The sequence below is a fragment of the Hominilimicola sp. genome (assembly GCF_046972485.1).
Lineage (GTDB): Bacteria > Bacillota > Clostridia > UBA1381 > UBA1381 > Hominilimicola > Hominilimicola fabiformis.
In genome coordinates this window covers 1-24,500 of sequence record NZ_JBKVWU010000012.1, presented here as the reverse complement: position 1 = coordinate 24,500, position 24,500 = coordinate 1, and the positions used below count along the sequence as shown (strand labels likewise).

21 protein-coding genes, 5 tRNA genes and 1 pseudogene are annotated in these 24,500 nt (G+C 39.3%); 18 read left to right on the top strand and 9 right to left on the bottom strand.

The features are described from left to right. The first annotated feature begins 95 nt into the window (after nt 1–95). Entirely contained in the window at nt 96–3,296 is a 3,201-nt protein-coding gene (locus tag ACLTU0_RS02995) for a hypothetical protein (RefSeq protein ID WP_412321348.1), read from the top strand. 77 nt (nt 3,297–3,373) lie between these two features. On the opposite strand, the gene ACLTU0_RS02990 is transcribed toward ACLTU0_RS02995, so the two are convergent. From ACLTU0_RS02990 to ACLTU0_RS02970, 5 genes are all read right to left on the bottom strand, one after another. Continuing rightward, nucleotides 3,374–5,131 (bottom strand): 1-deoxy-D-xylulose-5-phosphate synthase, encoded by a 1,758-nt coding sequence (locus tag ACLTU0_RS02990; protein ID WP_412321347.1) that lies wholly within the window; start codon nt 5,129–5,131, stop codon nt 3,374–3,376. Between the two features lie 71 nt (nt 5,132–5,202). Beyond that, complete coding sequence (locus ACLTU0_RS02985) at nt 5,203–5,577, bottom strand: MerR family transcriptional regulator (protein WP_412321346.1); 375 nt, start codon at nt 5,575–5,577, stop codon at nt 5,203–5,205. Between the two features lie 179 nt (nt 5,578–5,756). Beyond that, the gene (gene ppdK / locus ACLTU0_RS02980; protein WP_412275395.1) at nt 5,757–8,387 is read right to left on the bottom strand and encodes a pyruvate, phosphate dikinase; all 2,631 of its coding nucleotides are present in this window, start codon (nt 8,385–8,387) and stop codon (nt 5,757–5,759) included. A 198-nt stretch (nt 8,388–8,585) separates the two neighbouring features. Then, complete coding sequence (locus ACLTU0_RS02975; RefSeq protein WP_117966155.1) at nt 8,586–9,182, bottom strand: TIGR00730 family Rossman fold protein; 597 nt, start codon at nt 9,180–9,182, stop codon at nt 8,586–8,588. A gap of 22 nt (nt 9,183–9,204) precedes the next feature. Further along, entirely contained in the window at nt 9,205–9,732 is a 528-nt protein-coding gene (locus ACLTU0_RS02970) for a nitroreductase family protein (protein WP_412321345.1), read from the bottom strand. 149 nt (nt 9,733–9,881) lie between these two features. Here ACLTU0_RS02970 and ACLTU0_RS02965 point away from each other — a divergent pair, with 149 nt between their 5' ends. From ACLTU0_RS02965 to ACLTU0_RS02920, 10 genes are all read left to right on the top strand, one after another. Continuing rightward, on the top strand, nt 9,882–10,523 hold the full coding sequence (locus ACLTU0_RS02965; protein WP_022229728.1) for a PHP domain-containing protein: 642 nt from the start codon (nt 9,882–9,884) through the stop codon (nt 10,521–10,523). 148 nt (nt 10,524–10,671) lie between these two features. Next, nucleotides 10,672–11,802 carry a rod shape-determining protein RodA gene (gene rodA, locus ACLTU0_RS02960; RefSeq protein WP_022229729.1) on the top strand — a complete coding sequence of 377 codons (1,131 nt, stop codon included), beginning with the start codon at nt 10,672–10,674 and terminating at the stop codon, nt 11,800–11,802. 133 nt (nt 11,803–11,935) lie between these two features. Continuing rightward, entirely contained in the window at nt 11,936–12,190 is a 255-nt protein-coding gene (locus ACLTU0_RS02955) for a putative Se/S carrier-like protein (RefSeq protein ID WP_147513941.1), read from the top strand. Further along, a complete protein-coding gene (locus tag ACLTU0_RS02950) occupies nt 12,174–13,298 on the top strand; it encodes an aminotransferase class V-fold PLP-dependent enzyme (protein ID WP_412321344.1) in 1,125 nt (374 codons plus the stop codon). Before ACLTU0_RS02955 ends, ACLTU0_RS02950 begins: the two co-directional genes overlap by 17 nt. 130 nt (nt 13,299–13,428) lie before the next feature. After that, a tRNA-Gly gene (locus ACLTU0_RS02945) sits at nt 13,429–13,502 on the top strand. A 6-nt stretch (nt 13,503–13,508) separates the two neighbouring features. Next, a tRNA-Arg gene (locus tag ACLTU0_RS02940) sits at nt 13,509–13,585 on the top strand. Nucleotides 13,586–13,644: 59 nt separating this feature from the next. Further along, nucleotides 13,645–13,721, top strand: a tRNA-His gene (locus ACLTU0_RS02935). A 17-nt stretch (nt 13,722–13,738) separates the two neighbouring features. Next, nucleotides 13,739–13,814: transfer RNA gene (locus ACLTU0_RS02930), tRNA-Gln, on the top strand. Beyond that, nucleotides 13,815–13,890, top strand: a tRNA-Lys gene (locus ACLTU0_RS02925). A gap of 160 nt (nt 13,891–14,050) precedes the next feature. Next, on the top strand, nt 14,051–14,227 hold the full coding sequence (locus ACLTU0_RS02920) for a hypothetical protein (RefSeq protein WP_412321343.1): 177 nt from the start codon (nt 14,051–14,053) through the stop codon (nt 14,225–14,227). Between the two features lie 416 nt (nt 14,228–14,643). Here ACLTU0_RS02920 and ACLTU0_RS02915 read toward each other — a convergent pair whose 3' ends face one another. Genes ACLTU0_RS02915 through ACLTU0_RS02905 form a run of 3 tightly spaced genes read right to left on the bottom strand, consistent with a single transcriptional unit; the run spans nt 14,644 to nt 16,616 of the window. After that, nucleotides 14,644–15,207 carry an RloB domain-containing protein gene (locus ACLTU0_RS02915; RefSeq protein WP_412321342.1) on the bottom strand — a complete coding sequence of 188 codons (564 nt, stop codon included), beginning with the start codon at nt 15,205–15,207 and terminating at the stop codon, nt 14,644–14,646. Next, the gene (locus ACLTU0_RS02910) at nt 15,188–15,313 is read right to left on the bottom strand and encodes a hypothetical protein (RefSeq protein ID WP_412321341.1); all 126 of its coding nucleotides are present in this window, start codon (nt 15,311–15,313) and stop codon (nt 15,188–15,190) included. The genes ACLTU0_RS02915 and ACLTU0_RS02910 overlap by 20 nt, the downstream gene beginning before the upstream one ends. After that, complete coding sequence (locus ACLTU0_RS02905; RefSeq protein WP_412321340.1) at nt 15,300–16,616, bottom strand: AAA family ATPase; 1,317 nt, start codon at nt 16,614–16,616, stop codon at nt 15,300–15,302. Before ACLTU0_RS02905 ends, ACLTU0_RS02910 begins: the two co-directional genes overlap by 14 nt. Before the next feature lie 230 nt (nt 16,617–16,846). Here ACLTU0_RS02905 and ACLTU0_RS02900 point away from each other — a divergent pair, with 230 nt between their 5' ends. From ACLTU0_RS02900 to ACLTU0_RS02870, 7 genes are all read left to right on the top strand, one after another. Further along, nucleotides 16,847–17,071 carry a hypothetical protein gene (locus ACLTU0_RS02900; RefSeq protein ID WP_412321339.1) on the top strand — a complete coding sequence of 75 codons (225 nt, stop codon included), beginning with the start codon at nt 16,847–16,849 and terminating at the stop codon, nt 17,069–17,071. Between the two features lie 355 nt (nt 17,072–17,426). Further along, nucleotides 17,427–17,807 (top strand): TnpV protein, encoded by a 381-nt coding sequence (locus ACLTU0_RS02895; protein WP_046446979.1) that lies wholly within the window; start codon nt 17,427–17,429, stop codon nt 17,805–17,807. 214 nt (nt 17,808–18,021) lie between these two features. Next, nucleotides 18,022–18,630 (top strand): class I SAM-dependent methyltransferase, encoded by a 609-nt coding sequence (locus ACLTU0_RS02890; RefSeq protein ID WP_119204757.1) that lies wholly within the window; start codon nt 18,022–18,024, stop codon nt 18,628–18,630. Between the two features lie 374 nt (nt 18,631–19,004). Next, nucleotides 19,005–19,622, top strand: a complete 618-nt coding sequence (locus ACLTU0_RS02885; protein WP_119204756.1) for a TetR/AcrR family transcriptional regulator — start codon at nt 19,005–19,007, stop codon at nt 19,620–19,622. Nucleotides 19,623–19,777: 155 nt separating this feature from the next. Beyond that, on the top strand, nt 19,778–21,553 hold the full coding sequence (locus ACLTU0_RS02880) for an ABC transporter ATP-binding protein (RefSeq protein ID WP_119204755.1): 1,776 nt from the start codon (nt 19,778–19,780) through the stop codon (nt 21,551–21,553). Then, nucleotides 21,550–23,280, top strand: coding sequence for an ABC transporter ATP-binding protein (locus ACLTU0_RS02875; RefSeq protein WP_147514140.1), 1,731 nt, complete (start codon nt 21,550–21,552; stop codon nt 23,278–23,280). The genes ACLTU0_RS02880 and ACLTU0_RS02875 overlap by 4 nt, the downstream gene beginning before the upstream one ends. Nucleotides 23,281–23,352: 72 nt before the next feature. Then, nucleotides 23,353–23,517 carry a cysteine-rich KTR domain-containing protein gene (locus ACLTU0_RS02870; RefSeq protein WP_054689890.1) on the top strand — a complete coding sequence of 55 codons (165 nt, stop codon included), beginning with the start codon at nt 23,353–23,355 and terminating at the stop codon, nt 23,515–23,517. A 51-nt stretch (nt 23,518–23,568) separates the two neighbouring features. Here ACLTU0_RS02870 and ACLTU0_RS02865 read toward each other — a convergent pair. Beyond that, nucleotides 23,569–24,500, bottom strand: a pseudogene (locus tag ACLTU0_RS02865) (MobA/MobL family protein); the annotation flags it as partial.

Below are 24,500 nucleotides of genomic sequence, written 5' to 3'. Positions count from 1 at the left end.
CATTCTCCTCTTGAATTTTTATTCATTAAAGCTTATAATAAAAAAAGTGGCTCAAGAGAGATATTGGAGCGATTTGGAGTAAGGGAGAAAAAACTATGTTAAAAAAATTAACCGCATTTTTGACGGCAGCTGTAATGGTTACATCAGTTGCGTCAATACCGGTGTTGACGTCATATGCCGACACAAATTCAACTACTGAAAAACGAGTAATGGAAAAACTTGATCGAGGCACTGTTGCCGTTAAAACAAATGACGGTGTGTATTTGTCGTGGCGACTTTTGGGTACGGAAAGTCTTACAAATCAAGCATTTGATATATACCGTGACAGTGAAAAAATATACACAACAGGCGAACACGATGCAACTTGCTATACCGATTCAAAAGGCACGGCGGATAACAAGTATACAGTTGTGCCGAAAGGTGAGGCAATAGACAAAACAGAGGCGGTTGATGTTTGGACAACAAACACAACATATAAAGGTCGTTCTGTGGCATATAAAGACATTGCGTTTAAAGTTCCTGACGGAGGAAAGACGCCGACAGATGAAGAATATACATATACCGCAAACGATATGAGTGTGGGCGACCTTGACGGTGACGGAGAATATGAATACATCGTAAAATGGGACCCGTCTAATTCAAAGGATAATTCCGTTAAGGGTTATACGGGCAAAGTGTATTTGGATGCATATGAGCTTGACGGCACTCTTCTTTGGAGAATAGATTTGGGAGTTAATATCCGCGCGGGTGCGCACTATACTCAATATATGGTCTATGATTTTGACGGTGACGGTAAGTCGGAAGTCATATTAAAAACAGCACCGGGCTCAAAAGACGGTGAGGGTAATTATGTCTCAAAAGCAGGAAAAAATATAACCAAGGGTGACGATGCAAAAGATTACAGAAATTCATCCGGTTTGCTTATGGGCAAGGATGGCGGACCGGAGTATTTAACTGTATTTAACGGTGAAACAGGTGCGGCAATGCAGACTGTTGATTTTGACCCGCCGAGAAGCATTTTGACATCTTCCAAATGGGGCGACAGCTATGCAAACAGAAGTGAAAGATACCTTGCAGCGGTGGCATATCTTGACGGTGTACATCCAAGCGTTGTTATGACGAGGGGATATTATACATATGTGTATGCGGCGGCATATACTTGGGACGGCACAGACCTTAAAGAACAATGGCTTTCAACTAATACACCGACAGAAAAAAATGGCGGTACGGGTTGTACCGTAAAATATGCAGACGGTACAAGTAAAAATAATACAAACAAAACGCTTTATGCACAAGGTGCACACAGTGTATCGGTAGCTGACGTGGATAATGACGGATATGACGAGATTATTTTCGGCAGTGCGGTTCTTGACCATGACGGAACTGTTTTGACGTATGACGGTCGAGGACACGGTGATGCGGAACACGTTTCGGACTTTGATAACGACGGAAAACAAGAAATATTTATGGCACACGAGGCAGGTAAGCACAATGATGACATAATTCCATATGCGGTAGATATAAAGAGATATAATGGTGATATTATGCTACAAGCCGCAAAAGGAGATATAGGCAGAGGTATTATGGATAATGTCGATGATGATTATGCATTGTCAAGCGGTAATCTTTCGTTGTTCTGGTCGGTAGCGGCTGACGGTATATATAATCAAGCAGGTGAAAAAGTAGGAAATATACCTAATACCAATGGAAGCAATATGGAGAATTTTGCAGTTTATTGGGACGGTGATTTGGGACGAGAATTGCTTGACGGAAATAAACTTGTAAAATACAGCATAAAAAGCGGTACGGAAAGAATTTATTATAACAGTAAAAATTCAACATTGCCGGGTTCAATAAATAACAGTACAAAGTCAAATGCGTGTCTTACAGCCGACCTTTTCGGTGATTGGCGTGAAGAAATCGTGCTTAGATACGGTGACGGTGTGAGAATTTATTTTTCGACTATTCCGACTGATTACAGACTTACAACGCTTATGCACGACAGTCAATATCGTTGCGCAATAGCATGGCAGAATGTCGGATACAACCAGTCGCCTCATACAAGCTATTATATAGGTTCGGCGGCTTTGGCGAAAGATTCGGGTGGCAACACATTAAACTACCTTGCACCGAATACGTCATTTACTGAGGTGACTTATCCTGACACATCGTCAATTACACCGCGTCCGACAATTAAGACAACGCCGGAACCTGTTTCGGTTTCTGTCACTCCGGACGCAGACACGTATCTTGTTGACGGTACAACAGCACATGGATCTGATGAAGAATTAAAAATTAATCAGGCGACAGATTATTACTCGTCAACATCTCCGGGATTAAAGGATATTAAAGGCTTGGGGTTGATACGTTTTGACCTTTCTAAATATGCCGGTAAAAAATTAACTTCGGCAACATTGAAATTGTACGATAAATTTACTAATACAGATAAGAGAAATTCGGTTTTGCACCTCGATTATTGTTCAAAAAATGATTGGGATGAGGCGACCGTTACTATAAATGATATAAAGACAAGAGGCGAGGATACGCCGTTGTCGTCATTGGGTTTGCAAGTGTCACCTGCATACAATGTCGATTATAAGGAAATATCGTTTGATGTGACGGATGTGATAAAAGAGAAGTGTACAGATAATTTGATTACGTTTACATTGTGGACAGGTACAGGACGTGAACAGGTTATCGCGTCAAAGGAATACAGCGGTACAGATGCACAAGGACCGACACTTGTGTTGGAATTTGAGGGAGAAGAGCCGACACCAACGCCAACAGTAGTGCCAACGGCAACACCAACATTAAAGCCGACGCCAACGCCAACAGTAGTGCCAACGGCAACACCGACCTTAAAGCCGACAGCAACACCAACGGTAGTGCCAACGGCAACACCAACATTAAAGCCGACAGCGACACCGACGGTAGTGCCAACGGCAACACCAACGGCAACACCAACATTAAAGCCGACAACAATTCCGACAGCAATCCCAACGGTGATCCCAACAACGACACCAAATTTGGCAAACAACAAAATCACAGCTATGATAAATAGCAACAACAAACTTGATGTCACACTTGATTTTGAAAATGTGGATATGAATGATGTTAATGTGTATGTTGCCTTTAAGAATAACGGTAAGCTTGTGGGAATGAAAATGCCACAGGCAAGCGAGTTAAAGGGAATAGAGTTGATTGATAAAGAGTATACGGATATAGAGGTTTATGCTTGGGATAATAAGCAGAAACCGTATGCGAATATAGTACGTATCGTTAATAATGTACAATAAACAAAAAACTGATGTGGAAACACATCAGTTTTTTTGTTATCTTATAAAATTAGTTTTTCATAATATTTCATCTCTTATTAACCGATTATACCGCAAACGTCCTCTGCAATTTGCTCAGGAGTAAGACGGTTTGCTTTGACGATTTCTTCAGGGTTATATCTGTCAAGAAATTCTTTCTTTAAACCGTAATTCAATACCTTGACGTCAGAATTGCCGTAAAATCTTGCAATCTTTTCGCCGAAACCCCCATCTAAAACACCGTCCTCGACTGTTATAACAATGTCATGGTTTTCTTTAAGCTGTTCTAAAAGCTTATCGTCAGTACCTGTAATGTAAATCGGGTTTATAAGTGTAGGTTTTACACCTGTTTTGTTTTCGATAATTTCAGCCGTTTTTGCACCTACCGAATAGAATGAGCCAAGTGCAACGATTGCAATTTTACTGCCGTTTTGAGTAACTTCATATTCATTTAGCTTGCTGAAGTCCTTTGTAACCTTTTTGCCGTCTGATACAACACTGATAGGTACACGGATTGCAACAGGGTGGTCGTTTTGCTCAATACTCCAATCAAGCATTGCAAGGTATTCTTCCTTTGTTGTCGGTGCAAGGTAGACAAGATTAGGAATGTTAGACATCATCGGAATATCATATATACCAAGGTGAGTAACGTCATTCATACCGTAAACAGACGCCAAATATACAAGGAGTGTTGCGGGACTGTTGTTGATACATAAATCCTGTGAAAGCTGGTCGTAGGTACGTTGAATAAATGTGCTGTAAACACCGTAAACAGGCTTGCCGCCGCTCTTTGCGATACCTGACGCAAGTGCAACGGCTGTTTCTTCGGCGATACCAACGTCAACAAACTGTGAGCCTGCCTCTTTTCTCTTGTCCTCTGTGAAACCGAAAACGGTAGGTGTGGCAGATGTAATTCCGACAACGGTTTTGTCCTCTTTCATTTTCTTTAAAAGAATATCGGCTGTCATTGACGAATAATCTTCTCCGCCGTCTTGCGACATATCGGATTTACCTGTTTCAAGGTTGAATGGACCGCAGTAGTGCCAATTTTCCTTGTTTTCTTCTGCTATTTTGTAGCCTTTACCTTTTTGGGTACAAATGTGAACAACTACAGGATAAGTGCTGTCTTTAACCTGCTCGAATGCGGTGATAAGCGAATCAATGTCATTTCCGTCTTTTACAAATACATAGTCAAGTCCCATTGATTTGAAAAGATTACATTCCGATTTACCGTCTGTATTGCGAAGCTGTTTTAGGTTTTTATACAAACCGCCGTGATTTTCTGCGATAGACATATCGTTATCGTTTACAACGATTATAAGATTGCTGTTAAGCTCACTTGCAAAGTCAAGTCCTTCAAGAGCCTCGCCGCCCGAAAGTGAACCGTCACCGATTACGGCAATTATATTTTCACTGTCGCCCTTTAAATCACGACCTTTTGCAAGACCGCAGGCAAGTGAAACGGAAGTTGAAGTGTGACCGATTGTAAAGAAATCGTGGTCGCTTTCGTCGGGATTGCTGTAACCCGATACGTCATCATACTTGTCCTCGTACAAAAACGCATCTTTTCTGCCTGTAAGCATTTTATGCGGATAGCTTTGGTGAGAAACGTCATACACAATTTTGTCTGTCGGTGAGTTAAAGACATAGTGAAGTGCGATTGTCGCCTCTACCATACCAAGATTAGGACCGAAGTGTCCGCCGTGTTTGCTTAGCTTTTGCAAAAGTGCTTGACGCATTTCGTCTGCAAGAACGTGAAGCTGTTCACTGTTTAAATTTTTTACGTCTGTCGGTTGATTGATTTTTTCAATATACATTTAAAATTCCTCCATAAGTTTATTTAATGTTATTTACCTATTTTGTTTTGGATACAATGACTTTAGCAACGTCAATCCCAAGATAATTCACCTGTTTTCACGGCTGTTTCGTAACGGTCGATTTTGTAGTTCAGTCGCTTTAATGTGACATTCATTTGTTCCATTTGGTCAAGTAGATTTTTTCTTTGCTCAACCAAAAGCTGAAGTCTTGCCGGAATGGTTTCGTCACCCTCTTGAAAAAGTTTAACGTATTCGATAATTGATTCAACAGGCAGACCGGCACTTCGCATACAAATAACGTGCTCAACCCAACCTAAGTCGCTTTCCTGATAATCACGAATACCGCTTGATGTTCGTGTAACAGGCGGTATCATTCCGATACGTTCATAATATCGCAAAGTGTCCTGCGAAATATCGTATTTTTCGCTTACTTCTTTTATAGTCATTAAAATCACCTCGCATATATTTTTTATTTACAAGTATATTATAATACTTGGAGTTTACTCTAAGTCAATAGTTTTTTGAAAATTTTTTGAAATAAATTAAGTGGAGGAGAAATTTTTAAACAAAAAAACAGGCAAAACCGAAAGGTTTTGCCTGTCTGATTATCATATTCGATAATGAATTAGTTTTCTTCGTTAATCTTAGCTTGAGCAGCTGCAAGTCTTGCGATTGGCACACGGAATGGTGAGCATGAAACATAGTCAAGACCAATCTTGTGGCAGAACTCAACTGATGATGGGTCGCCGCCGTGTTCACCGCAGATACCGATGTGAAGTTTTGGATTAACCGGTTTACCAAGCTTAATAGCTGTTTCCATAAGCTTACCGACACCCTTTTGGTCAATCTTAGCGAACGGATCGTTTTCAAAGATTTTAGCGTCATAGTAAGCGTCAAGGAACTTACCTGCGTCGTCACGAGAGAAACCGAATGTAAGTTGAGTAAGGTCGTTTGTACCGAAACAGAAGAAGTCAGCTTCGTTAGCGATTTCGTCAGCTGTTAGAGCCGCACGAGGGATTTCGATCATTGTACCAACTTCGTACTTAAGTTCGATACCTGCTGCAGCGATTTCAGCGTCAGCTGTTTCTACAACGACTTTCTTAACGTACTTCAATTCCTTGATGTCGCCGATAAGCGGAATCATAATTTCAGGAACGATTGTCCAATCAGCGTGAGCCTTTTGAACGTTGATAGCTGCACGAATAACAGCCTTTGTCTGCATTTTTGCAATTTCAGGATATGTTACTGCAAGACGGCAACCTCTGTGACCCATCATAGGGTTAGCTTCGTGTAAACCGTTGATAATATCCTTAATAGCCTCAACGCTCTTGCCTTGAGCCTTTGCAAGCAATTCAATATCTTCTTCTTCTGTAGGAACGAACTCGTGTAGAGGTGGGTCCAAGAATCTGATTGTTACAGGGTTACCTTCAAGAGCCTCGTAAAGTTGCTCGAAGTCACCTTGTTGCATAGGAAGAATCTTATTAAGAGCTGCTTCTCTTTCTTCAACTGTATCAGCACAAATCATTTCTCTGAATGCGTCAATTCTGTTGCCTTCAAAGAACATATGCTCTGTACGGCAAAGACCGATACCTTCTGCACCAAGCTCCTTAGCTTTCTTAGCGTCAGCAGGAGTATCTGCGTTTGTACGAACTTTTAGTGTTCTGTACTTATCAGCCCATGACATAATTCTGCCGAATTCACCTGCGATTGATGCATCAACTGTTGGGATAATACCGTCATAGATATTACCTGTTGAACCGTCAAGTGAAATTGTATCACCTTCGTGATATTCTTTACCGTTAAGTGTAAACTTCTTGTTTTCTTCGTCCATTGCGATGTCGCCGCAACCTGATACACAGCATGTACCCATACCACGGGCAACAACGGCTGCGTGAGATGTCATACCGCCGCGAACTGTAAGGATACCTTGAGCGGCTTTCATACCTTCGATATCTTCAGGAGAAGTTTCAAGTCTTACAAGAACAACCTTTTCGCCTCTTGCAGCCCATTCCTTAGCGTCGTCAGCTGAGAATACAATCTTACCTGCTGCGGCACCCGGAGATGCACCAAGAGCTTTACCCATCGGTGTAGCAGCCTTTAGAGCGGCAACGTCGAATTGTGGGTGAAGTAGTGTGTCAAGGTTTCTTGGGTCGATCATTGCAACAGCTTCTTTTTCTGTTCTCATACCTTCGTCAACAAGGTCACAAGCAATCTTCAAAGCAGCTTGAGCAGTTCTCTTACCGTTTCTTGTTTGTAGCATATAAAGCTTTTTATTTTCAACAGTGAATTCCATATCCTGCATATCTCTGTAGTGATCTTCAAGAAGTTTGCAAACATCCTTGAACTGAGCAAATGCCTCAGGGAATTCTTCTTCCATCTTTGCGATTGGCATTGGTGTACGAACGCCGGCAACAACGTCTTCACCTTGAGCGTTTATAAGGAATTCGCCCATAAGCTTCTTTTCACCTGTAGCAGGGTCACGAGTAAATGCAACACCTGTACCGCAGTCATCACCCATGTTACCGAATGCCATTGACTGTACGTTTACGGCTGTACCCCATGAATAAGGAATATCGTTATCACGACGGTATACGTTAGCTCTTGGGTTATCCCATGAACGGAATACGGCTTTAACAGCACCCATAAGCTGTTCTTTAGGATCTGATGGGAAGTCTTCGCCAATCTTTTCCTTATATTCAGCCTTAAATTGTGATGCAAGTTCCTTTAGGTCGTCAGCTGTAAGCTCAACGTCAAAAGTAACTCCCTTTTCTTCTTTCATTTTGTCGATAAGTTCTTCAAAATACTTCTTACCGACTTCCATAACTACGTCTGAATACATCTGAATAAATCTTCTGTAACAGTCCCAAGCCCATCTTGCGTTACCTGACTTCTTAGCGATAACTTCAACAACGTCTTCGTTAAGACCAAGGTTCAAGATTGTATCCATCATACCCGGCATTGATGCTCTTGCACCACTACGAACAGAAACAAGAAGTGGGTTTTCCTTATCGCCGAACTTCTTACCTGTGATTTCTTCCATTTTGCCGATGTACTCGTTGATTTCAGCCATAATATCAGGATTGATTGTACGACCGTCTTCGTAATATTGAGTACAAGCCTCAGTTGTAATTGTGAAACCCTGCGGTACCGGAAGACCGATATTTGTCATTTCAGCAAGGTTAGCACCTTTACCGCCAAGCAACTCTCTCATAGTTGCATTACCCTCTGTAAAAAGGTAACAATACTTTTTTGCCATTGGATTCTCCTCCTAAAGTTATAAAAATAGTAGCGACGGCGTCTGCCGCCATATGTCTGTATATTAATTATACCATAAATAAAAGAAATGTCTATATTATTTATTCAATTTTTTTATAATTTGTGAAAAATATATCATTGTTTAGATATTTTTTTTATAAAACGACAAAAAAACACCGATATGTCGGTGTTTTTTGGATTATTTTTTTACGTCTTTCATTTCAAATACGTTAATTTTCGGTGCTTTATATGACTCAATGTAGTCAAGTGTTTCGTCCACGTCATCGAAAACCTTGTAAAGAAGTTTACAGCCGGCTCTCAAAAACTTTTCCTTGACCGCAACTTCAAGCATATCAATCATTGCGTTGTAATATCCGTTTACGTTAAGTATGGCGATAGCTTTGTTATGTCTTTCAAGCTGTTTTAGAGTAAACACTTCAAAAAATTCCTCAAAAGTGCCTATTCCGCCGGGAACAATAACAAAAGCGTCCGCTCTTTCTTCCATTATACGCTTTCTTTCACGCATTGTGTCCGTTCTGATAAGTTCCGTACAGTCTTGGAAAATACGGCCGTCAACACCCATATCTTCATCATCAAAGAAATTCGGTACAACACCGACAATTTCGCCTTTCTTTTCATAAACACCGCGTGCAACCGCACCCATAAGTCCGGATGCACCTGCACCGTAAACAAGTCCGTGACCTCTGTCAGCAATTTTACGTCCGAGTTCTTCGACTTGGCTGACATAAGATTTATCTATTGTGCTGCTTGACGCTCCGAATACACAAATTTTCATAATACATACCCCTTTCTGCCTATTATTTTTGAGAAAAACTGTTGTAGAAAACAGTTTCGTTTAAATCTTTTCTGCTTGAATGAGCCGCCGCAGGCTCTGCGTCGTCTGACGGATAACCTGTCGGTAAAAATGCAACGGGAACATAATTTTCAGGCAAATTGAATTGCTCTTTTACGTCCTTCGGATTAAATGAGCCTACCCAAGTCGTTCCGAGTCCTACGCTTTTTGCCGCCAACATCATATGCGTTGCAACGATAGCTGCGTCGATTTCACCCTCGTCGTGTCCGTCATTTCCGCGCGTCCAAGATGTTTCTTTGTCGTAACATACAAGGAAATTAAGCGGCGGATTAAATGCAAATTTCGTGCATTTGCTCACCTTTTCAAGTTCTTTTTCGTCGGTAAGTACAAGTATTCTCTGTGGCTGAAAATTTACGGCAGTAGGCGCTGCCTGCATTGCCGCAAGAATATAATCTATCTTTTCTTTCTCTACTTTTTTATCAGAAAATTTTCTGAGCGAAAATCTGTTTTTTGCCAATTCTAAAAAATCCATTTTTAATCACTCCTCATCGTATTCTTTCCTTATTATTGTTATTTTATCATAAATATTATTGTTTGTAAATAAATTAAATTTTAATAATAATTGAATTTTTTATAAGTGTGTGTTATAATATATGCAAATGAGAAAAAGGAGGTTTTCTGATGTATACCGTTGATTTACACAATCATACAAAATTCAGCTATGACGGCTCGAACACGCCCGAAGAAATAATTGAAAATGCAATCAGACACGGTGTTGACGTTATCGGTATAACCGACCATCAATTCTCAATCGGTGAAAATCTTCCTATATATTATGAATATATTCAGCATTGTAAAATAAAATATGCCGATAAAATAAAAGTTCTTTGCGGTCTTGAAATCGGTACACGTCCGACACCGCCGGAATCGCTTCCGCGTGCAACGGAAAATTTTGATTATGTACTTTTTGAATGCCTTGACGATACAAGGGCAATAGATTTTTATGAATTTTTGGAATGGCGAAAGCTGTTTAAATGCAAAGCAGGTCTTGCACATACCGATATTTTCAAACTCGGTGAAAGATACGGACTTGATATAATAAAAATTTTACGTGACAACGATATTTTTTGGGAACTGAATACTTCGGGAAATTACATATATTATTATGATTTTCTTACCAACGAAAAGAAACAACAGATAATCAAAGAAAGCGGAATTCCCGTAAGCGTCGGTTCTGATACGCATTACATTGCGGAATATCGTAAAAAACAAATTCGCCGTGCGAATGAATTATTGCAAAAATTAAATATTCCTTTACCATAAAAATGACGATTTTTAATCGCCATTTTTTTATTGTTAAAAATAAAATCGAAAAAGTTTTAAAAATATTGCTTAAAATCGAATATTGTTATATAATATAAATAATTGTGATAAAATCGTTTTGTCTGTAATCTGAATAGGAGTGATATTTTTGAAAATAAAAAGTGTTTCAAAAAAATCCGTCATACTTATGGAGTTTGACTGGGTTTTGTTTATAGCAACAATCTGTTTGTCGGTGTTTGGAATAGTGATGATTTATTCGGCTACGCGAACATTGCAGTCGAATACGAATGTAATAGTGCAGTCGGGTGCAATGGTTATAGGTTGTGCGGCAATGCTTGTAACGTGTTTTTTCGATTACGAACAGCTTAAAAATCTCGTCAAACCGATTTATATATTCGCCGTCGCGATACTGCTTTTGGTATTGGTGTTTGGTGTCAGCGGCGACTGGGGTGCGAGGAGCTGGATCAGATTCGGTGCAATCGGTATTCAGCCTTCGGAAATCGCAAAAATTTGCTTTATAGTAACTTTTTCGTGTCACTTATCCAAAGTGCATGACGATATAAATAAACCGCTTACGATTTTAGGATTGTTGCTTCATATCGGCGTGCTTGTAGGTTTGATTTTGTTACAGCCTGATATGGGCAGTGTGTTGGTATTTTTGTTTATGTTTATATGTCTTATGTTTGTTGCAAAACTTTCATATAAATATATATTGCCGATTGGTGTGGCAGGTGTCGCGTCATTGCCTTTTATATATAAGTATGTACTTTCGGAATATCAGCAGAAACGTATTCAGGTGTTTTTCAATCCAAACCTTGACCCAAGGGGCAGAGGCTATAACGTAATTCAATCTAAAATTGCGGTCGGTTCGGGTCAGCTTTGGGGTAAAGGATATTTGCAGGGAACGCAAAACCAAATGGGTTATTTGCCTACTAAATATACCGACTTTATATTCAGTGTAATAAGTGAGGAATTTGGTTTTATCGGTGCATTGCTTGTTACGGCGGTGCTGTTCTTCATAATTTATAAATGCTTTAAAACCGCTCAAAAAGCCGATAATGCTTTCGGAAGATATATTTGTGTCGGTGTCGGTGCAATGATGTTGTTCCACGCATTTGAAAATATCGGTATGTGTATCGGACTTATGCCTGTTACGGGTATTCCGTTGCCGTTTGTAAGCTACGGCGGTACGTCACTTGTTGTGAATATGATTGCAATAGGACTGGTGCTTAGTGTGTCGTATCACAATAAACCGCGAAGTGTGTTTGACGTATATTGATAATTAAGACTGTCGACAAATTGTCGGCAGTCTTTTTTGTTTACTCACAAACTATCGTCGATTGAATATTATATAGTAAGGAGGCAAGAATTTCTCGCTTGCCTTTTTAAAATATTTGAGGGGAGTGAAATTTATGTATATATTGGTTGGATCGGTCACTACTGCGACAAGACTAAAAAAAGCTGCAGAAAAAATTATCGGTTTTCCGGCATATGTTGTGCATACGCCGTCCGCTTTAAATCAAGGTGGCTGTTCCTATTCCGTGCGTGTTGATGACCGTGCACTTAATGAAATCAGAAAGATAGCCGGCGATAATGAGATTCCGATTAGACGGATTTATATAGAAAGAACAGTAAACGGGGAGCGTGTTTATGATGTTGTATCTTGATAACGCGGCAACGACTTTGAAAAAGCCTTTGTCGGTGTATGCGACGCTTTTTAAGAGTACCTTGTTTTCGGGCGGAAACGCAGGACGGGGAGGACATAAGATGAGTATGGACGCAGTGCGTGCTATTGTAGATACACAAGATTTGATTGCACAGCTTTTTAATATAAAAAAAGCCGAAAATATTGTTTTTACGCAAAATGCGACGTATGCTCTGAACACTGCCATTCTCGGCACAATGTCAAACGGAGGACATATTGTCGTTACGGAGATGGATCATAACAGCGTTTTAAGACCTGCTTGTTTGCCCGGTAATTACACCGTTGTAAAAGCGGATAAGAGCGGATATGTACACGCGGAAGATGTTGAAAAGGCTGTGAGGAAAGATACAAAGCTGATTGTCTGTACCCACGCGTCAAACGTGTGCGGAACAATTCAGCCGGTGTATGCGATAGGAAGAATAGCGAAAAAGCATAAAATACCGTTTTTGCTGGACGTTGCACAAACGGCAGGGAGCATAAATATTGATGCGGAAAAAATGAATGCGGATATGATAGCTTTTCCGGGACATAAAGGTCTTATGGGACCGCTTGGAACAGGCGGATTGTATGTGAAAAGTCCGGAAGAACTTGCACCGCTTGTGACGGGCGGAACGGGAAGTAATTCGGAGAGCGTTTCCCAGCCGGAATTTATGCCCGATAAGTTCCATAGCGGTACGATGAATACACCTGCAATTAAGGCTTTGGGGGCAGGGGTTAAGTATGTTATGAAATACGGCGTTGATGTAATCGGTAAGTATGAAAAAATGCTTTCCGAAAAATTTAAAGAAAATTTGATGAATATGGATAATGTTACGGTATACGGGAATGATAACAGTGTTGCGACTGTCGCGTTTAATGTGGCAAATCTCGGAAGCGAAGAAGTTTTTGAAATGCTTAAGGGCAAAGCGGCGGTAAGAGCAGGTTATCATTGTGCACCGCTCGCACACAGAGCGATAGGTACATCGGATAGGGGAGCGGTCAGAGCGTCGTTCGGAGTTTTTAATTCAAAAAATGATGTGGCGAAAATGACTGATTATGTGTATAAAATCAGTAAAAATGTGTCGGGATAGAGGAATCTGTCCCGGTACATAAAAATGACAAATTTTTTTGAAAAAAGTATTGACAAATGCTTTTTGGTCTGTTATAATTAATCAAGTCAGTTGGTGAGTAGAGAACTCACTGAAAGACAGATTGAATTATGCGGGTGTAGTTCAATGGTAGAATTCCAGCCTTCCAAGCTGGTCGCGTGGGTTCGATTCCCATCACCCGCTCCAATATATGTGTCTGTAGCTCAGTTGGATAGAGCAATTGCCTTCTAAGCAATGGGCCGGGGGTTCGAATCCCTCCAGACACGCCAATTTCTTTTTGGAATTCAAAAAGAGTTTAGTGTGCGTAGATAACTACCGCCATCATATGGTGGGTATAGTTCAGCTGGTTAGAGCGTCAGTTTGTGGCACTGAATGTCGTGGGTTCGAATCCCACTACCCACCCCATTTTAATTTTAATATACAGGGATATAGCCAAGTCGGTAAGGCACCAGATTTTGATTCTGGCATGCGTAGGTTCGAGTCCTGCTATCCCTGCCAGGGCCATTAGCTCAGTCGGCAGAGCACTTGACTTTTAATCAAGTTGTCCGGGGTTCGAATCTCCGATGGCTCACCAAGTGAAACCGCTTAAACGTATGTTTAAGCGGTTTTTTTTGTTCGTTAAATTGGATAGCTACTGTTGTGCAATTTAATTATATAAAGAAATAATATTAAATATTATATTTATTTTGTATATAGTGATAAGAAAATCAAAATTAAGGAGGTATTAGACAGAAATGAATGATGATTTGTATTTTTGTCCGTTGGTGGAAATGAATATACATAATTATGAATGTATAGAAAATTGTGATTGTATCGATGGGTATATAAAAATTTTATCCTTGCCTGATGAATATAAAAGAAAAGCGGAGTTTAAAGAAATTTGTAAAAAATGCAAATATCACATTGATTAAAATAGTTATAGCTTGTGAATAAACCTATTTCCGAATTATCTTATTTTTTTGTGTGGTTTAAAAGCAAGCCGTTTTACCGTCTAATATAAAAAAATAAGGTGTTTATTATGTATATGGTGCAAAATCCTAATCCGGAGGCAGTTATTCAAGTCGAAAAAATAACAGGTTCGGTTTTATCAAACCTTGAATGTTTTTCGGAAAAAGTGTTGGAAAACAAAAAATATAAATAAAAAAGTGTTGAAAACCTTAGGTTTTCAACACTTTTTTATTTGGCAGGGGTACAAGGACTCGAACCTTGGGCACGCGGTTTTGGAGACCGCTGATAAAATCCTCTGTAACCCACATGAATACTACGTTTTCGGACAAGGTGATTCATGTGTATTACAGTTTGTATTACAATTTTTGAAAATGCTAATTTAATCAAAATTTATTCCGCATTCACTAAATATAATTTCAACACACTCATTAATAGTCAGGTCAGGATTATCTTTATAATACTTGAATCCCTTATATTCAATCATACTATTACCAATCTCTTCTTGATAAATTCTAATTTTTCGTGAATTTCGTATTGCAACTTTAACATTTTCTAAGGTGGTTTGATTGAGCAATTTATCAAAGGTTTCTTTATTTTTATTATCTTTTAATTTTGTGAAATCTGTACCATATAAAGTGTTTATATTTTGAACATATTTACTTCTGTCCTCAACAGAGAAGTTGCATATACGCTTATGCAATATCAACCACAATTCAAAGGCAAAATTACTGTATCCAAGTTTATACTTGTATGCACTTCGTTTGTTTCTAATAGTTTTTAGCTCATCAAGAAGATTGCTAAACTGTGTTGCGTGTTCACTATCGTTACTTTCATAATCCACAATGTGGAATACCGGTAATTTTTGATTAGCATAAACGGGAATTGTTATTGATTTTATTCTGCTTAATGGAGATTTATCCTTCTTATATATTAAATTTAACATTAAATACTGCTTCATCAATACTGTTTATCAGCTTCTGAAGATATTCAAAATACCATTGTTCATTTTCACCTTCAACCGAAAAATAATATGAATTAACTTTCTTCATTCGTTACACTCTCCATTCTTTCCTCAAGTATATCTGAAAAATCAATATTTCTTATTGAACCGTAACGATTGATAAAATAATTTTTCATATAGTCCTCAGTATTTCTTACCGCATTAGGTCCGGATGTTCCGAAATCTGACAAAGAATAATGGTTACTAATACCGGTATTATCATCTCTATCAACAAACTTGATCTCATCTCTTCTAAAAATATTTTTATTCAAGAAAATAGGATTATGAGTATTAAATATAAGCTGAGCACCTTTTTTATTTATTTCATCATTATGAAATGCTCCGACAATACTCATAAGAGCCATAGGATGAAGAGAAGCATCAAATTCATCCACAATTAATGTTGCTCCAGTTTGTAGAGTTTCTATAATTATTGGAAATATATTTAAGAATCTTTCTGTTCCGCAAGATTCAAATATTTCTACAGGAATAGCCTTTCCGTTTGATAATATAGAATATGGGGACATTTCGTTATTATCATTGGATTTCACATAAGCAATATTATTTCCGTGTATACCAAAAAGCTTTATTGCTTGATTTAATGTTTTATCCATAAATGCTTGATTCTTTTCTGCTTTTTCGATATGCGGCTCTATAGTCATAAGATTTGCTCTTAAAAAAACTTTGCATTTATTTTTAAACCATTCTGTAATACTATTTACAATTTGTGAACTATATAATGACTTAAACAGTCCGGTAAGAAATAATTCTTCGTCATTTAAGTTATTCTGTGCCATATTTTCACTTGCATTTTTATCAAAAGCCGCAATTAGCATATCTGAAATTACATTTATATCTCCGATTTTTAGTGAAGAATCTCTTTTAAATATCATTTTTTCATTAATTAATAATGTTTCACTTAATATCTTTCTATTGTAATTTGAATCAAGAAAAGTACCTAAATCAATTTGAATTCCATATTGATATACTATACCACCGGTTATGAATTTGATTTCGAATTCTACGGGCTGTGGTTTATCCAATGACAAATTAGGGATTAATTCTAATTTTTTTACGGCTTCATTTGGGGATGTAAAAGCGTAATCACCATTTTTTATATTTCCTTTTAAAATAATACTTTTAAAAACTTCAAGAGCGGAAATTATATTTGTTTTACCTGATGCATTAGGTCCGTATATTACGGCGGATGAAAGCACTTTATATTCTTTTTTTCCTATTTTGGTTTTCAAGACGCTGTATTCAATATCTTTTATCTTGTTTGCAGGTGTCATAGAAAACAAAGTCTCTTTTTGAAATGTTTTAAAATTTTTAAATTTGAACTCTAATAACATAATAGCACCCCTTTTAATATTATTTTGCAGAAATATTGCAAAATCTAATTGTATTATATTCTATTATATCTGTTTTGTCAATGTTTAATACTATAAATATACAAAATGCTTTGAATAATATAATGGATTATAAAGCGGAAATAACAGGTGTAATAAAACTTTAGAAGTGGCGACAGCGCCATATTGAATACAAAAAGTTAGGTGTGCGGGAAATTTCAAAAGGATTAGAAATGACGCTGATAGCAGGAAGGCTTTTGCCAGGGGGTGTTAATGCAGTGATCGTGGTTGGACCGATGAATACTGTGTATCAAAGATGTGCAAATGGAAAAGGCGTGTCTTTTGTAGCGGAAAGTAGCTGGAGTTTTTATGGAAAGAAACTCCCTATACTACTTACTGATTGGATAAATTTCCTCTTGGTAATGTGTTTTGGAAAAGTACAAAGGCGAGAGAATTAATAATCTAAGGTCTTTATCTACCTATGGTGCAAAATCCTAAGTGGGTGATTTACTATAAGAAAAATTGCTGGATTGTTCGTGAATTAAAAATAATAATTAGAAATTCATAATTTCACAGGTGTTTATCGCACCTCATAGAGTTTTAATAAAATCCTCCGAAAGCCTTGAAAATAAAGGATTTATCGCAATCAGTCCACCTTATCCCTTTATATGATTTCACACAATGTTACCCTTGTTCTGCACAATCATAAGGGCAAAATCAAGGGCAGAAAAATCTGATAACACAATATAACAAAGTGTGGTAATCGGGAAACTGTGATGTATGTGCGAATAGATTATTTTGGAGGATAACACTATGGAGAAATATATTTACGATGAAAGCAACGGACTTTGGTATGAATTGCAGGGGGATTATTATATTCCTTGCCTTACTTTACCAACCGAAAAAGAAAACAAGCCTATCGGCTTATGGGGACAGCGACACAAACGCTATTTACAGGAATGCAAGAAAGCAGTTTACATCACGCTACTCACAAGTGGCAGATTGAACAGTTATCTTGCTGATATTGACGAACAGGCAACGGAGATGATGTTTCGATTGGTTGAGCAAATGGCTGATAAGGAGGGCGTTACTGAACAGCTCAAAACAGAACGCCCGATGTTGTGGGTTGGCAGAATAAACGAGATACAGGCAAGAGCAAGAGAAATCGTCAATGCAGAAATTATCTACGCATAGTAATGTAACGCTTATAAGATGAAAAAGAGGGTAGGCAGATAATATTTTTTGTCTACCCTCTTTGACTTGAAAACAGATACTAAATTGAGAAAACCTGCGTAAATACACTATCTCATTTCTGCAATTATTTTAAGACTTTATTGCACGAATTTTATAATAATGATAGAATGAATTAGTCAAAGCTAACTTGATTGATGTAAGGAGAGGTGTAATTATGTCTTTTTTTCAAAACACTTGTAAACCTAAAGGACTTGGCGGAAGCCTTATGGTTAATATGATGAATATAGGTCATTCTCCTATGGCAGAATGGGGATTGAAGCATATAAAAATTAATAAGAACGATATATCATTAGACGTTGGTTGCGGTGGTGGTGCAAATATAAAAAAACTATTAGAAAAAAGTCCAAAGGGTAAAGTTTTTGGCATTGATTATTCAGAGGTTAGTGTTAGAAAATCAAAAAAAGTTAATAAATTTGCAGTAGAAAGAAAGCATTGTGAAATTCTGCAAGGAAATGTGCAGGAACTTCCTTTTGCCAATGAAACCTTTGACTTAGCAACTGCTTTTGAAACAATATATTTTTGGTCTGATATTGACCAAAGTTTTAGCCAGATATATAGAGTGCTAAAAAAAGGTGGAATTTTTATGGTTTGTAATGAGTCAAATGGCGAAAATGACAAAGATAAAAAATGGACAGAGATTATAAAAGGAATGAAAATTTATACTTCCAAAGAGATTAAATATTCTTTGGAAAAAGCAGGATTTACGCATATAGAAACGAACAAAAATGCTAAAGGCTGGCTTTGTGTGGTTGCTCGAAAGTAAAACAATTTTTAAATTTTACCTGATATACTTAACGGATACGCTCACAATTTCAGCAACTGGCGAAGTAATCCCGTCATGCTTGCAAGCCATTCAAAGTCCCCGTTATCTAACAAGGGGCACAATTTACGAGGGCAAATGGACGAAACAGGCGAAAGTCCTTGAATATATGGGGGGTAAACGCACTTTCAAGGGGTGTTAACTGAAAGACGGTCATTTAACACCTTTTCAAACAAAAAGATAATGAAATTTACATCTCTGAGCAGACAGAAAATGATATTTGGATAGTGGAAAATAATATTGGGGAATTGACAAAGTTTTTGCGAGGTGCTATTATAACGATGTTATATAATAGTGTTATAAAAAGAGGATTAAAAATGAGCAACGAAGAAAAAACGACATTGCAGATGATTTTATCGGCTGCTATACAGGAATTTCTTGAAAAAGGCTTCACATCTGCTTCATTACGAAATATTGCTAAAAAAGCAGGCGTAACCACAGGGGCTTTATATGGCTATTATGATAGTAAAGAGGACTTGTTTGAAGCATTGGTAGGCGAACACTACAATTTTTTACTGGAACGATTTTGCAAGGCTCAAAAAGAATTTGCTGAAATTCCGCCAGAAGAACAACCTAACAATCTTACTTCTACTTCCGGCGAATGTATGTATGAAATGCTCTTGTATGCCTATGAACACTTGAATGAATTTAAGCTCATACTTTGCTGTTCGGAGGGAACACGTTTTTCAAAATTGATTGATGAAATGGTGGAAATAGAAACAAAAGGAACACATGATTATTTAGCAGTTCTTGAAAAGATAGGCAGACCTGCTCCCCCCATTGATGAACGGTTGGAGCATATCTTGATTACAGGAATGTTTAATACATTTTTTGAGCTGATTATACATGAAATGCCTCTTGAAGAAGCAAAGCACTATTTGAAAGAAATGAGAGATTTCTATACCGCCGGGTGGATGAAAATTATGGGGCAATAAAAATGAATAAATTCGTTAGGGCAATCTGCCCTATAATTTTTATACACAGGTTAGTTACTGCTAACTTCACAAGGGCAACACTAACTGAAATGAGGATATTGGAGGACGTTCATTTTGTTCTCGTATCATAAAAAATTTTCAAGGAGGTTTTATCAATGAAAAAACAGTCAAATCTATCAAGACTGATGGGTTATGCCGGAGGGCATAAGATATTGACCTATCTTTCTTGGGTACTGTCTGTAATGAGTGCACTGTTGGCTCTTGTACCTTTTTGGTATATATGGTGTATTATTCACGACATACTGGAGGTTTCCCCGGACTTCTCACAGGCGGAGAATGTCACAGGCTACGGTTGGTCTGCCGTATTGTTTGCAGTTATCTCTATTGTTGTTTACATAGCCGCTTTGATGTGTTCGCATTTGAGCGCGTTCCGGGTTGCCGCTAATATCCGAAAAGAGCTTATGCGCCATATTGCAGCATTGCCGCTCGGAGTAACGGAGAAGTATGGAAGTGGAAAGCTGCGGAGAATAGTAAACGGTTCCAGTGCTGCTACGGAAACGTATCTTGCACACAGGCTTCCCGACAAAGCGGGGGCGATTGCCACCCCTATAGGGCTACTTTTCCTGTTGCTTGCTTTTGACTGGCGGTTAGGGCTTTTAAGCCTTGTTCCCGTTGTGCTTGGTTTTCTGATTATGATGAAAATGACAGGAAAAGACATGGAAAAGCGAATGGAACAATATCAAAATGCGCTTGCCGATATGTCAAATGAAGCCGTTGAATATGTGCGGGGCGTACCCGTAGTAAAGACTTTCGGACAGACAATCTTTTCTTTCAAACGCTTCAAAAACGCGATAGACAATTACGAAACATGGGTAATCGCATACACAAAGGGGCTGCGTCTGCCTATGATGTTCTATACAACGGCAATTAACAGTGTATTCGCGTTTCTGATTGCCGGAGGTATTCTCTTTACAAGGGGCGGCGTAACAAATGAACTTCTGTTAAACCTTATTTTCTATATTGTGATTACGCCCGTCATTGGTACGACGCTCACAAAAATTATGTTTATGAGCGAGGACGCAATGATTGTAGGCGACGCAATTAACAGGATTAATGAAGTGCTGAACGAAAAACCATTATCTGAAAGCAGCGTGAATAATATCCCTAAAGATAATGGGATTACATTAGAACACGTTAGTTACAGCTATGACGGAAAGAAAAACGCGCTCAATGATGTATCTCTTTCCATAAAACCGGGGCAGACAGTCGCATTGGTAGGATCGTCCGGCGGCGGCAAGACAACGCTTGCAAATATCGTCACAAGATTTTTTGACCCGCAAAAAGGGCGCGTACTGATAGGGAATATCGACATATGCGACATTCCGAAAGAAACATTGATGAATAAGGTGTCCTTTGTATTTCAGAACAGCCGACTTATCAAAGCGTCCATATTGGAAAATGTGCGTATGGCAAAGCCTGACGCTACACGCGAAGAAATCGCCCATGCTTTGGAAGCTGCACAGTGCTTGGATATTATTGAAAAATTACCGAATGGCATTGATACGGTTGTCGGCGCAAAAGGCGTATATCTGTCCGGCGGCGAACAGCAAAGAATAGCGATTGCCCGCGCGATTTTGAAAAATGCGCCTATCATAATCCTTGATGAAGCGACCGCATTTGCCGACCCCGATAATGAGGTGCGCGTACAGCAGGCTTTATCCGCGCTTTCAAAGGGAAAGACCGTCATTATGATTGCACACAGGTTGTCGTCAATCACAGACGCGGATTGCATTTATGTACTGCAAGACGGTGAAATTGTCGAAAGCGGCACACATAGCGGACTGATAGAAAGAAACGGCATATTTACAAAAATGTGGAAGGATTATTCCGAAGCGGCAGAATGGAAGATTGCAAAGGAGGTAAACGCATGATTAAGACATTGCAAAGACGTTTTGCATTATCAAGACAGGGGGCTGTCGATTTGATAAAAGGCTGTATTGCCTGCGTCGTACAGGATATATCCTTTATGCTCCCTGTGGGATTGCTCTATTACTTTGTCATTGACACCATGAATGGGAACTTGAATGGAAGCCGCATTGCTTTTTATGCGGTTGGTTCTTTGGTTTGCTTATGCCTTATATTTATTGCGACTTGGTTTCAATATAACGCCACTTACTTAGCGACTTATGTGGAAAGCGGGGTAAGGCGTATATCCTTAGCGGAACGGCTACGCAAAATCCCGTTGTCCTTTTTTGGCAAAAAAGACCTTGCGGATTTAACCAATTCTATTATGGGAGACTGTGCTACGCTTGAAACTGCATTCTCCCATTATGTACCCGCATTGGCAGGCTCCCTCATTTCAACAACACTAATTGCAATCTGCCTTTTTGCTTACGACTGGCGAATGGCTCTTGCGGCGGTGTGGGTTTTACCGATTGCATTTACAATCACATTCTTTTCAGCTCGCATACAGGAATACTTTAACTGTAAATCTGTAGCGGCAAATGTCGCGCTTGAAAGCGGTGTACAAGAGTGTATCGAAAGTTTACAGGACTTGAAATCAAACAATGCGGAAGAAAGTTATCTGAAAGGACTTGACAAAAAAATTGACTATGTAGAAAAACGGCACATTATAACAGAACTTGGAACAGCACTTTTTGTTGTTTCTTCAACACTAATATTAAAGTTTGGAATTGCTACGGTTGCGCTTGTAGGCTCTACGCTGCTTATTCGTGGAGAAATTGATATTCCGCTGTTTTTTATGTTCTTGCTTGTAGCTTCAAGGCTTTATGCCCCGCTTGAAGGCGCATTGCAAAATCTTGCTGCGGTAATCTCTACGAAAACGAACATAGACCGCATGAACGAAATCCTTGACCAACCTATTCAGACAGGGGAAAATCAACTGATAAATAAAGGTTATGACATTGTATTCGACCATGTAGGATTTGCTTATAATACTGGGGAAACCGTATTGAAAGATGTGTCTTTTACGGCAAAACAGGGAGAAGTTACCGCTTTAGTCGGACCGTCCGGCGGCGGAAAAACTACGGTGTCGCGTCTTGCCTCGCGGTTTTGGGACATAAACAAAGGGAAGATTACTGTCGGTGGTATGGATATATCGAAAATAGAGCCGGAAACCTTGCTGTCTCTGTACTCTATCGTATTTCAAGATGTGACGCTGTTTAACAACACAATCATGGAGAATATCAGAATAGGCAGAAAGGACGCGACCGACGAAGAAGTAATTGCGGCGGCAAGACTAGCAAATTGTGAAGAATTTGCAGAAAAGCTCCCAGACGGGTATAACAGTATGATTGGTGAAAATGGTTGCGAATTGTCTGGCGGGGAAAGGCAGAGAATTTCAATCGCCCGCGCTTTTCTCAAAAATTCCCCTATTATCTTACTTGATGAAGCAACGGCAAGTCTTGATGTGGAAAATGAAACATTGATACAGGCTGCTTTGTCAAGACTGATAAAGGACAAGACCGTACTTGTTATCGCCCACCGTATGCGTACCGTAAGCGGCGCAGATAAAGTGGTTGTGCTTTCAAACGGTACGGTTGCCGAACAGGGAACGCCGGAAAAACTGATGAACACAGGCAAAATTTATCCGCATATGGTAAAGCTGCAAATGATTAGTCAGGATTGGGGAATTTAGATTTCTAACTGAAATTGAATGATATAGATTTCATATTTTCCCATTAGTGAGAAACGCAAAGAGGTCGACATTATGAAAACAGAATGGATACTTTGCCCTGTCTGCGGCAATAAAACCCGAACAATGATACAGGAAAATACTGAGATGAGAAACTTTCCTCTCTACTGTCCGAAGTGCAAAAAAGAAACAATCATCAATGTTCAGGATATGAAAATCACGCTTGCAGTCAGCAAATAATTATGTACCACCGCCGCTATGGGTAACACCATAACGGCGGTTTTTCCATATCTATCGGCTATCTCTGTCAATGGATTTTTTGCGCTGTCTTTGGGGTGGTTTCTGCCTATTTTTATCCTGTATCTCCCGCAAATGTTTTAATACGCTCTGCTTTTCGGGTGGTCTGCGCTGCTCTTTGGCGGCGGCTGACGGTTTCCTGCTGGTCTGACGCTCCCACTCGGCAAGGTCACGGCTGTACTGTTCCACAACGCTTTCCATTTCTCGGAAAGTACGCATGAACGCCTGCACATCGGGATAACCGTCCTCTTTCAGAATATCGGGCAGCATATCCAGTTTTGCAGCGATTTCCTTTTCCGTCTGCTGTATCTGCTCGGACAAGGCTTTACGCTCCTTGCCTTTGAAAAGCCCCTTTGTGTCTGCAAGCTGCGCTTTCAGTTTCGGGAGAACATCGTCCTGCAAACGGCGGATTTCCCTTGCGCCCTCCTGCGCCTTTATCATCAGATTTTTCATGCGTCGAAATTCCGCCATATCCATATCCAGCGTAGGCTTGGGCGGCATATCCTTTTCTCGGATAAGGCTTTGCAGAAGCTCCTTTGCCCTGCCGATAATGCTGCGGAACAAGGTAGGCAGCCAGCCCTTTTCTTTAATGGACTGACTTGCCTTTTGGTGGATTTCCTCTTTCTTGATTTCCAGTATCTTTGTTTCCTCAATCCCCGATAACAATGCCATATCCGCCGTCCTGTTCCATTCCTGCCTTGCGGCGTTGTCGGCTTCAATCTCGGCGGCTTTGGGATTGTTCTTACCGATTTTCTTGGTAGGAAGATAAACGCTGTTCTTATCAAATACCTTTAACTGCTGTTCGGGATCAGCAATATGGCGATTGATAAGGTCAGTGTAAATCTCTTTTACCTCCCGAAGAAAAGGCTCGCTTTTGAATTTATCATCTTTCACGGTAAAGAGGTGGCTTTCGTAAACCTCGCCCT

What these genes read in the sequence shown, in the direction of transcription:
- ACLTU0_RS02995 (WP_412321348.1), top strand. Translation starts at nt 96, where the DNA reads ATGTTAAAAAAATTAACCGCATTTTTGACGGCAGCTGTAATGGTTACA.
- ACLTU0_RS02955 (WP_147513941.1), top strand. Translation starts at nt 11,936, where the DNA reads ATGTATATATTGGTTGGATCGGTCACTACTGCGACAAGACTAAAAAAA.
- ACLTU0_RS02895 (WP_046446979.1), top strand. Translation starts at nt 17,427, where the DNA reads ATGGAGAAATATATTTACGATGAAAGCAACGGACTTTGGTATGAATTG.
- ACLTU0_RS02900 (WP_412321339.1), top strand. Translation starts at nt 16,847, where the DNA reads ATGACGCTGATAGCAGGAAGGCTTTTGCCAGGGGGTGTTAATGCAGTG.
- ppdK (WP_412275395.1), bottom strand. Translation starts at nt 8,387, where the DNA reads ATGGCAAAAAAGTATTGTTACCTTTTTACAGAGGGTAATGCAACTATG.
- ACLTU0_RS02890 (WP_119204757.1), top strand. Translation starts at nt 18,022, where the DNA reads ATGTCTTTTTTTCAAAACACTTGTAAACCTAAAGGACTTGGCGGAAGC.
- ACLTU0_RS02905 (WP_412321340.1), bottom strand. Translation starts at nt 16,616, where the DNA reads ATGTTATTAGAGTTCAAATTTAAAAATTTTAAAACATTTCAAAAAGAG.
- ACLTU0_RS02885 (WP_119204756.1), top strand. Translation starts at nt 19,005, where the DNA reads ATGAGCAACGAAGAAAAAACGACATTGCAGATGATTTTATCGGCTGCT.
- ACLTU0_RS02910 (WP_412321341.1), bottom strand. Translation starts at nt 15,313, where the DNA reads ATGAAGAAAGTTAATTCATATTATTTTTCGGTTGAAGGTGAAAATGAA.
- ACLTU0_RS02990 (WP_412321347.1), bottom strand. Translation starts at nt 5,131, where the DNA reads ATGTATATTGAAAAAATCAATCAACCGACAGACGTAAAAAATTTAAAC.
- ACLTU0_RS02875 (WP_147514140.1), top strand. Translation starts at nt 21,550, where the DNA reads ATGATTAAGACATTGCAAAGACGTTTTGCATTATCAAGACAGGGGGCT.
- ACLTU0_RS02870 (WP_054689890.1), top strand. Translation starts at nt 23,353, where the DNA reads ATGAAAACAGAATGGATACTTTGCCCTGTCTGCGGCAATAAAACCCGA.
- ACLTU0_RS02975 (WP_117966155.1), bottom strand. Translation starts at nt 9,182, where the DNA reads ATGAAAATTTGTGTATTCGGAGCGTCAAGCAGCACAATAGATAAATCT.
- ACLTU0_RS02965 (WP_022229728.1), top strand. Translation starts at nt 9,882, where the DNA reads ATGTATACCGTTGATTTACACAATCATACAAAATTCAGCTATGACGGC.
- ACLTU0_RS02970 (WP_412321345.1), bottom strand. Translation starts at nt 9,732, where the DNA reads ATGGATTTTTTAGAATTGGCAAAAAACAGATTTTCGCTCAGAAAATTT.
- ACLTU0_RS02985 (WP_412321346.1), bottom strand. Translation starts at nt 5,577, where the DNA reads ATGACTATAAAAGAAGTAAGCGAAAAATACGATATTTCGCAGGACACT.
- ACLTU0_RS02920 (WP_412321343.1), top strand. Translation starts at nt 14,051, where the DNA reads ATGAATGATGATTTGTATTTTTGTCCGTTGGTGGAAATGAATATACAT.
- ACLTU0_RS02950 (WP_412321344.1), top strand. Translation starts at nt 12,174, where the DNA reads ATGATGTTGTATCTTGATAACGCGGCAACGACTTTGAAAAAGCCTTTG.
- ACLTU0_RS02880 (WP_119204755.1), top strand. Translation starts at nt 19,778, where the DNA reads ATGAAAAAACAGTCAAATCTATCAAGACTGATGGGTTATGCCGGAGGG.
- ACLTU0_RS02915 (WP_412321342.1), bottom strand. Translation starts at nt 15,207, where the DNA reads ATGTTAAATTTAATATATAAGAAGGATAAATCTCCATTAAGCAGAATA.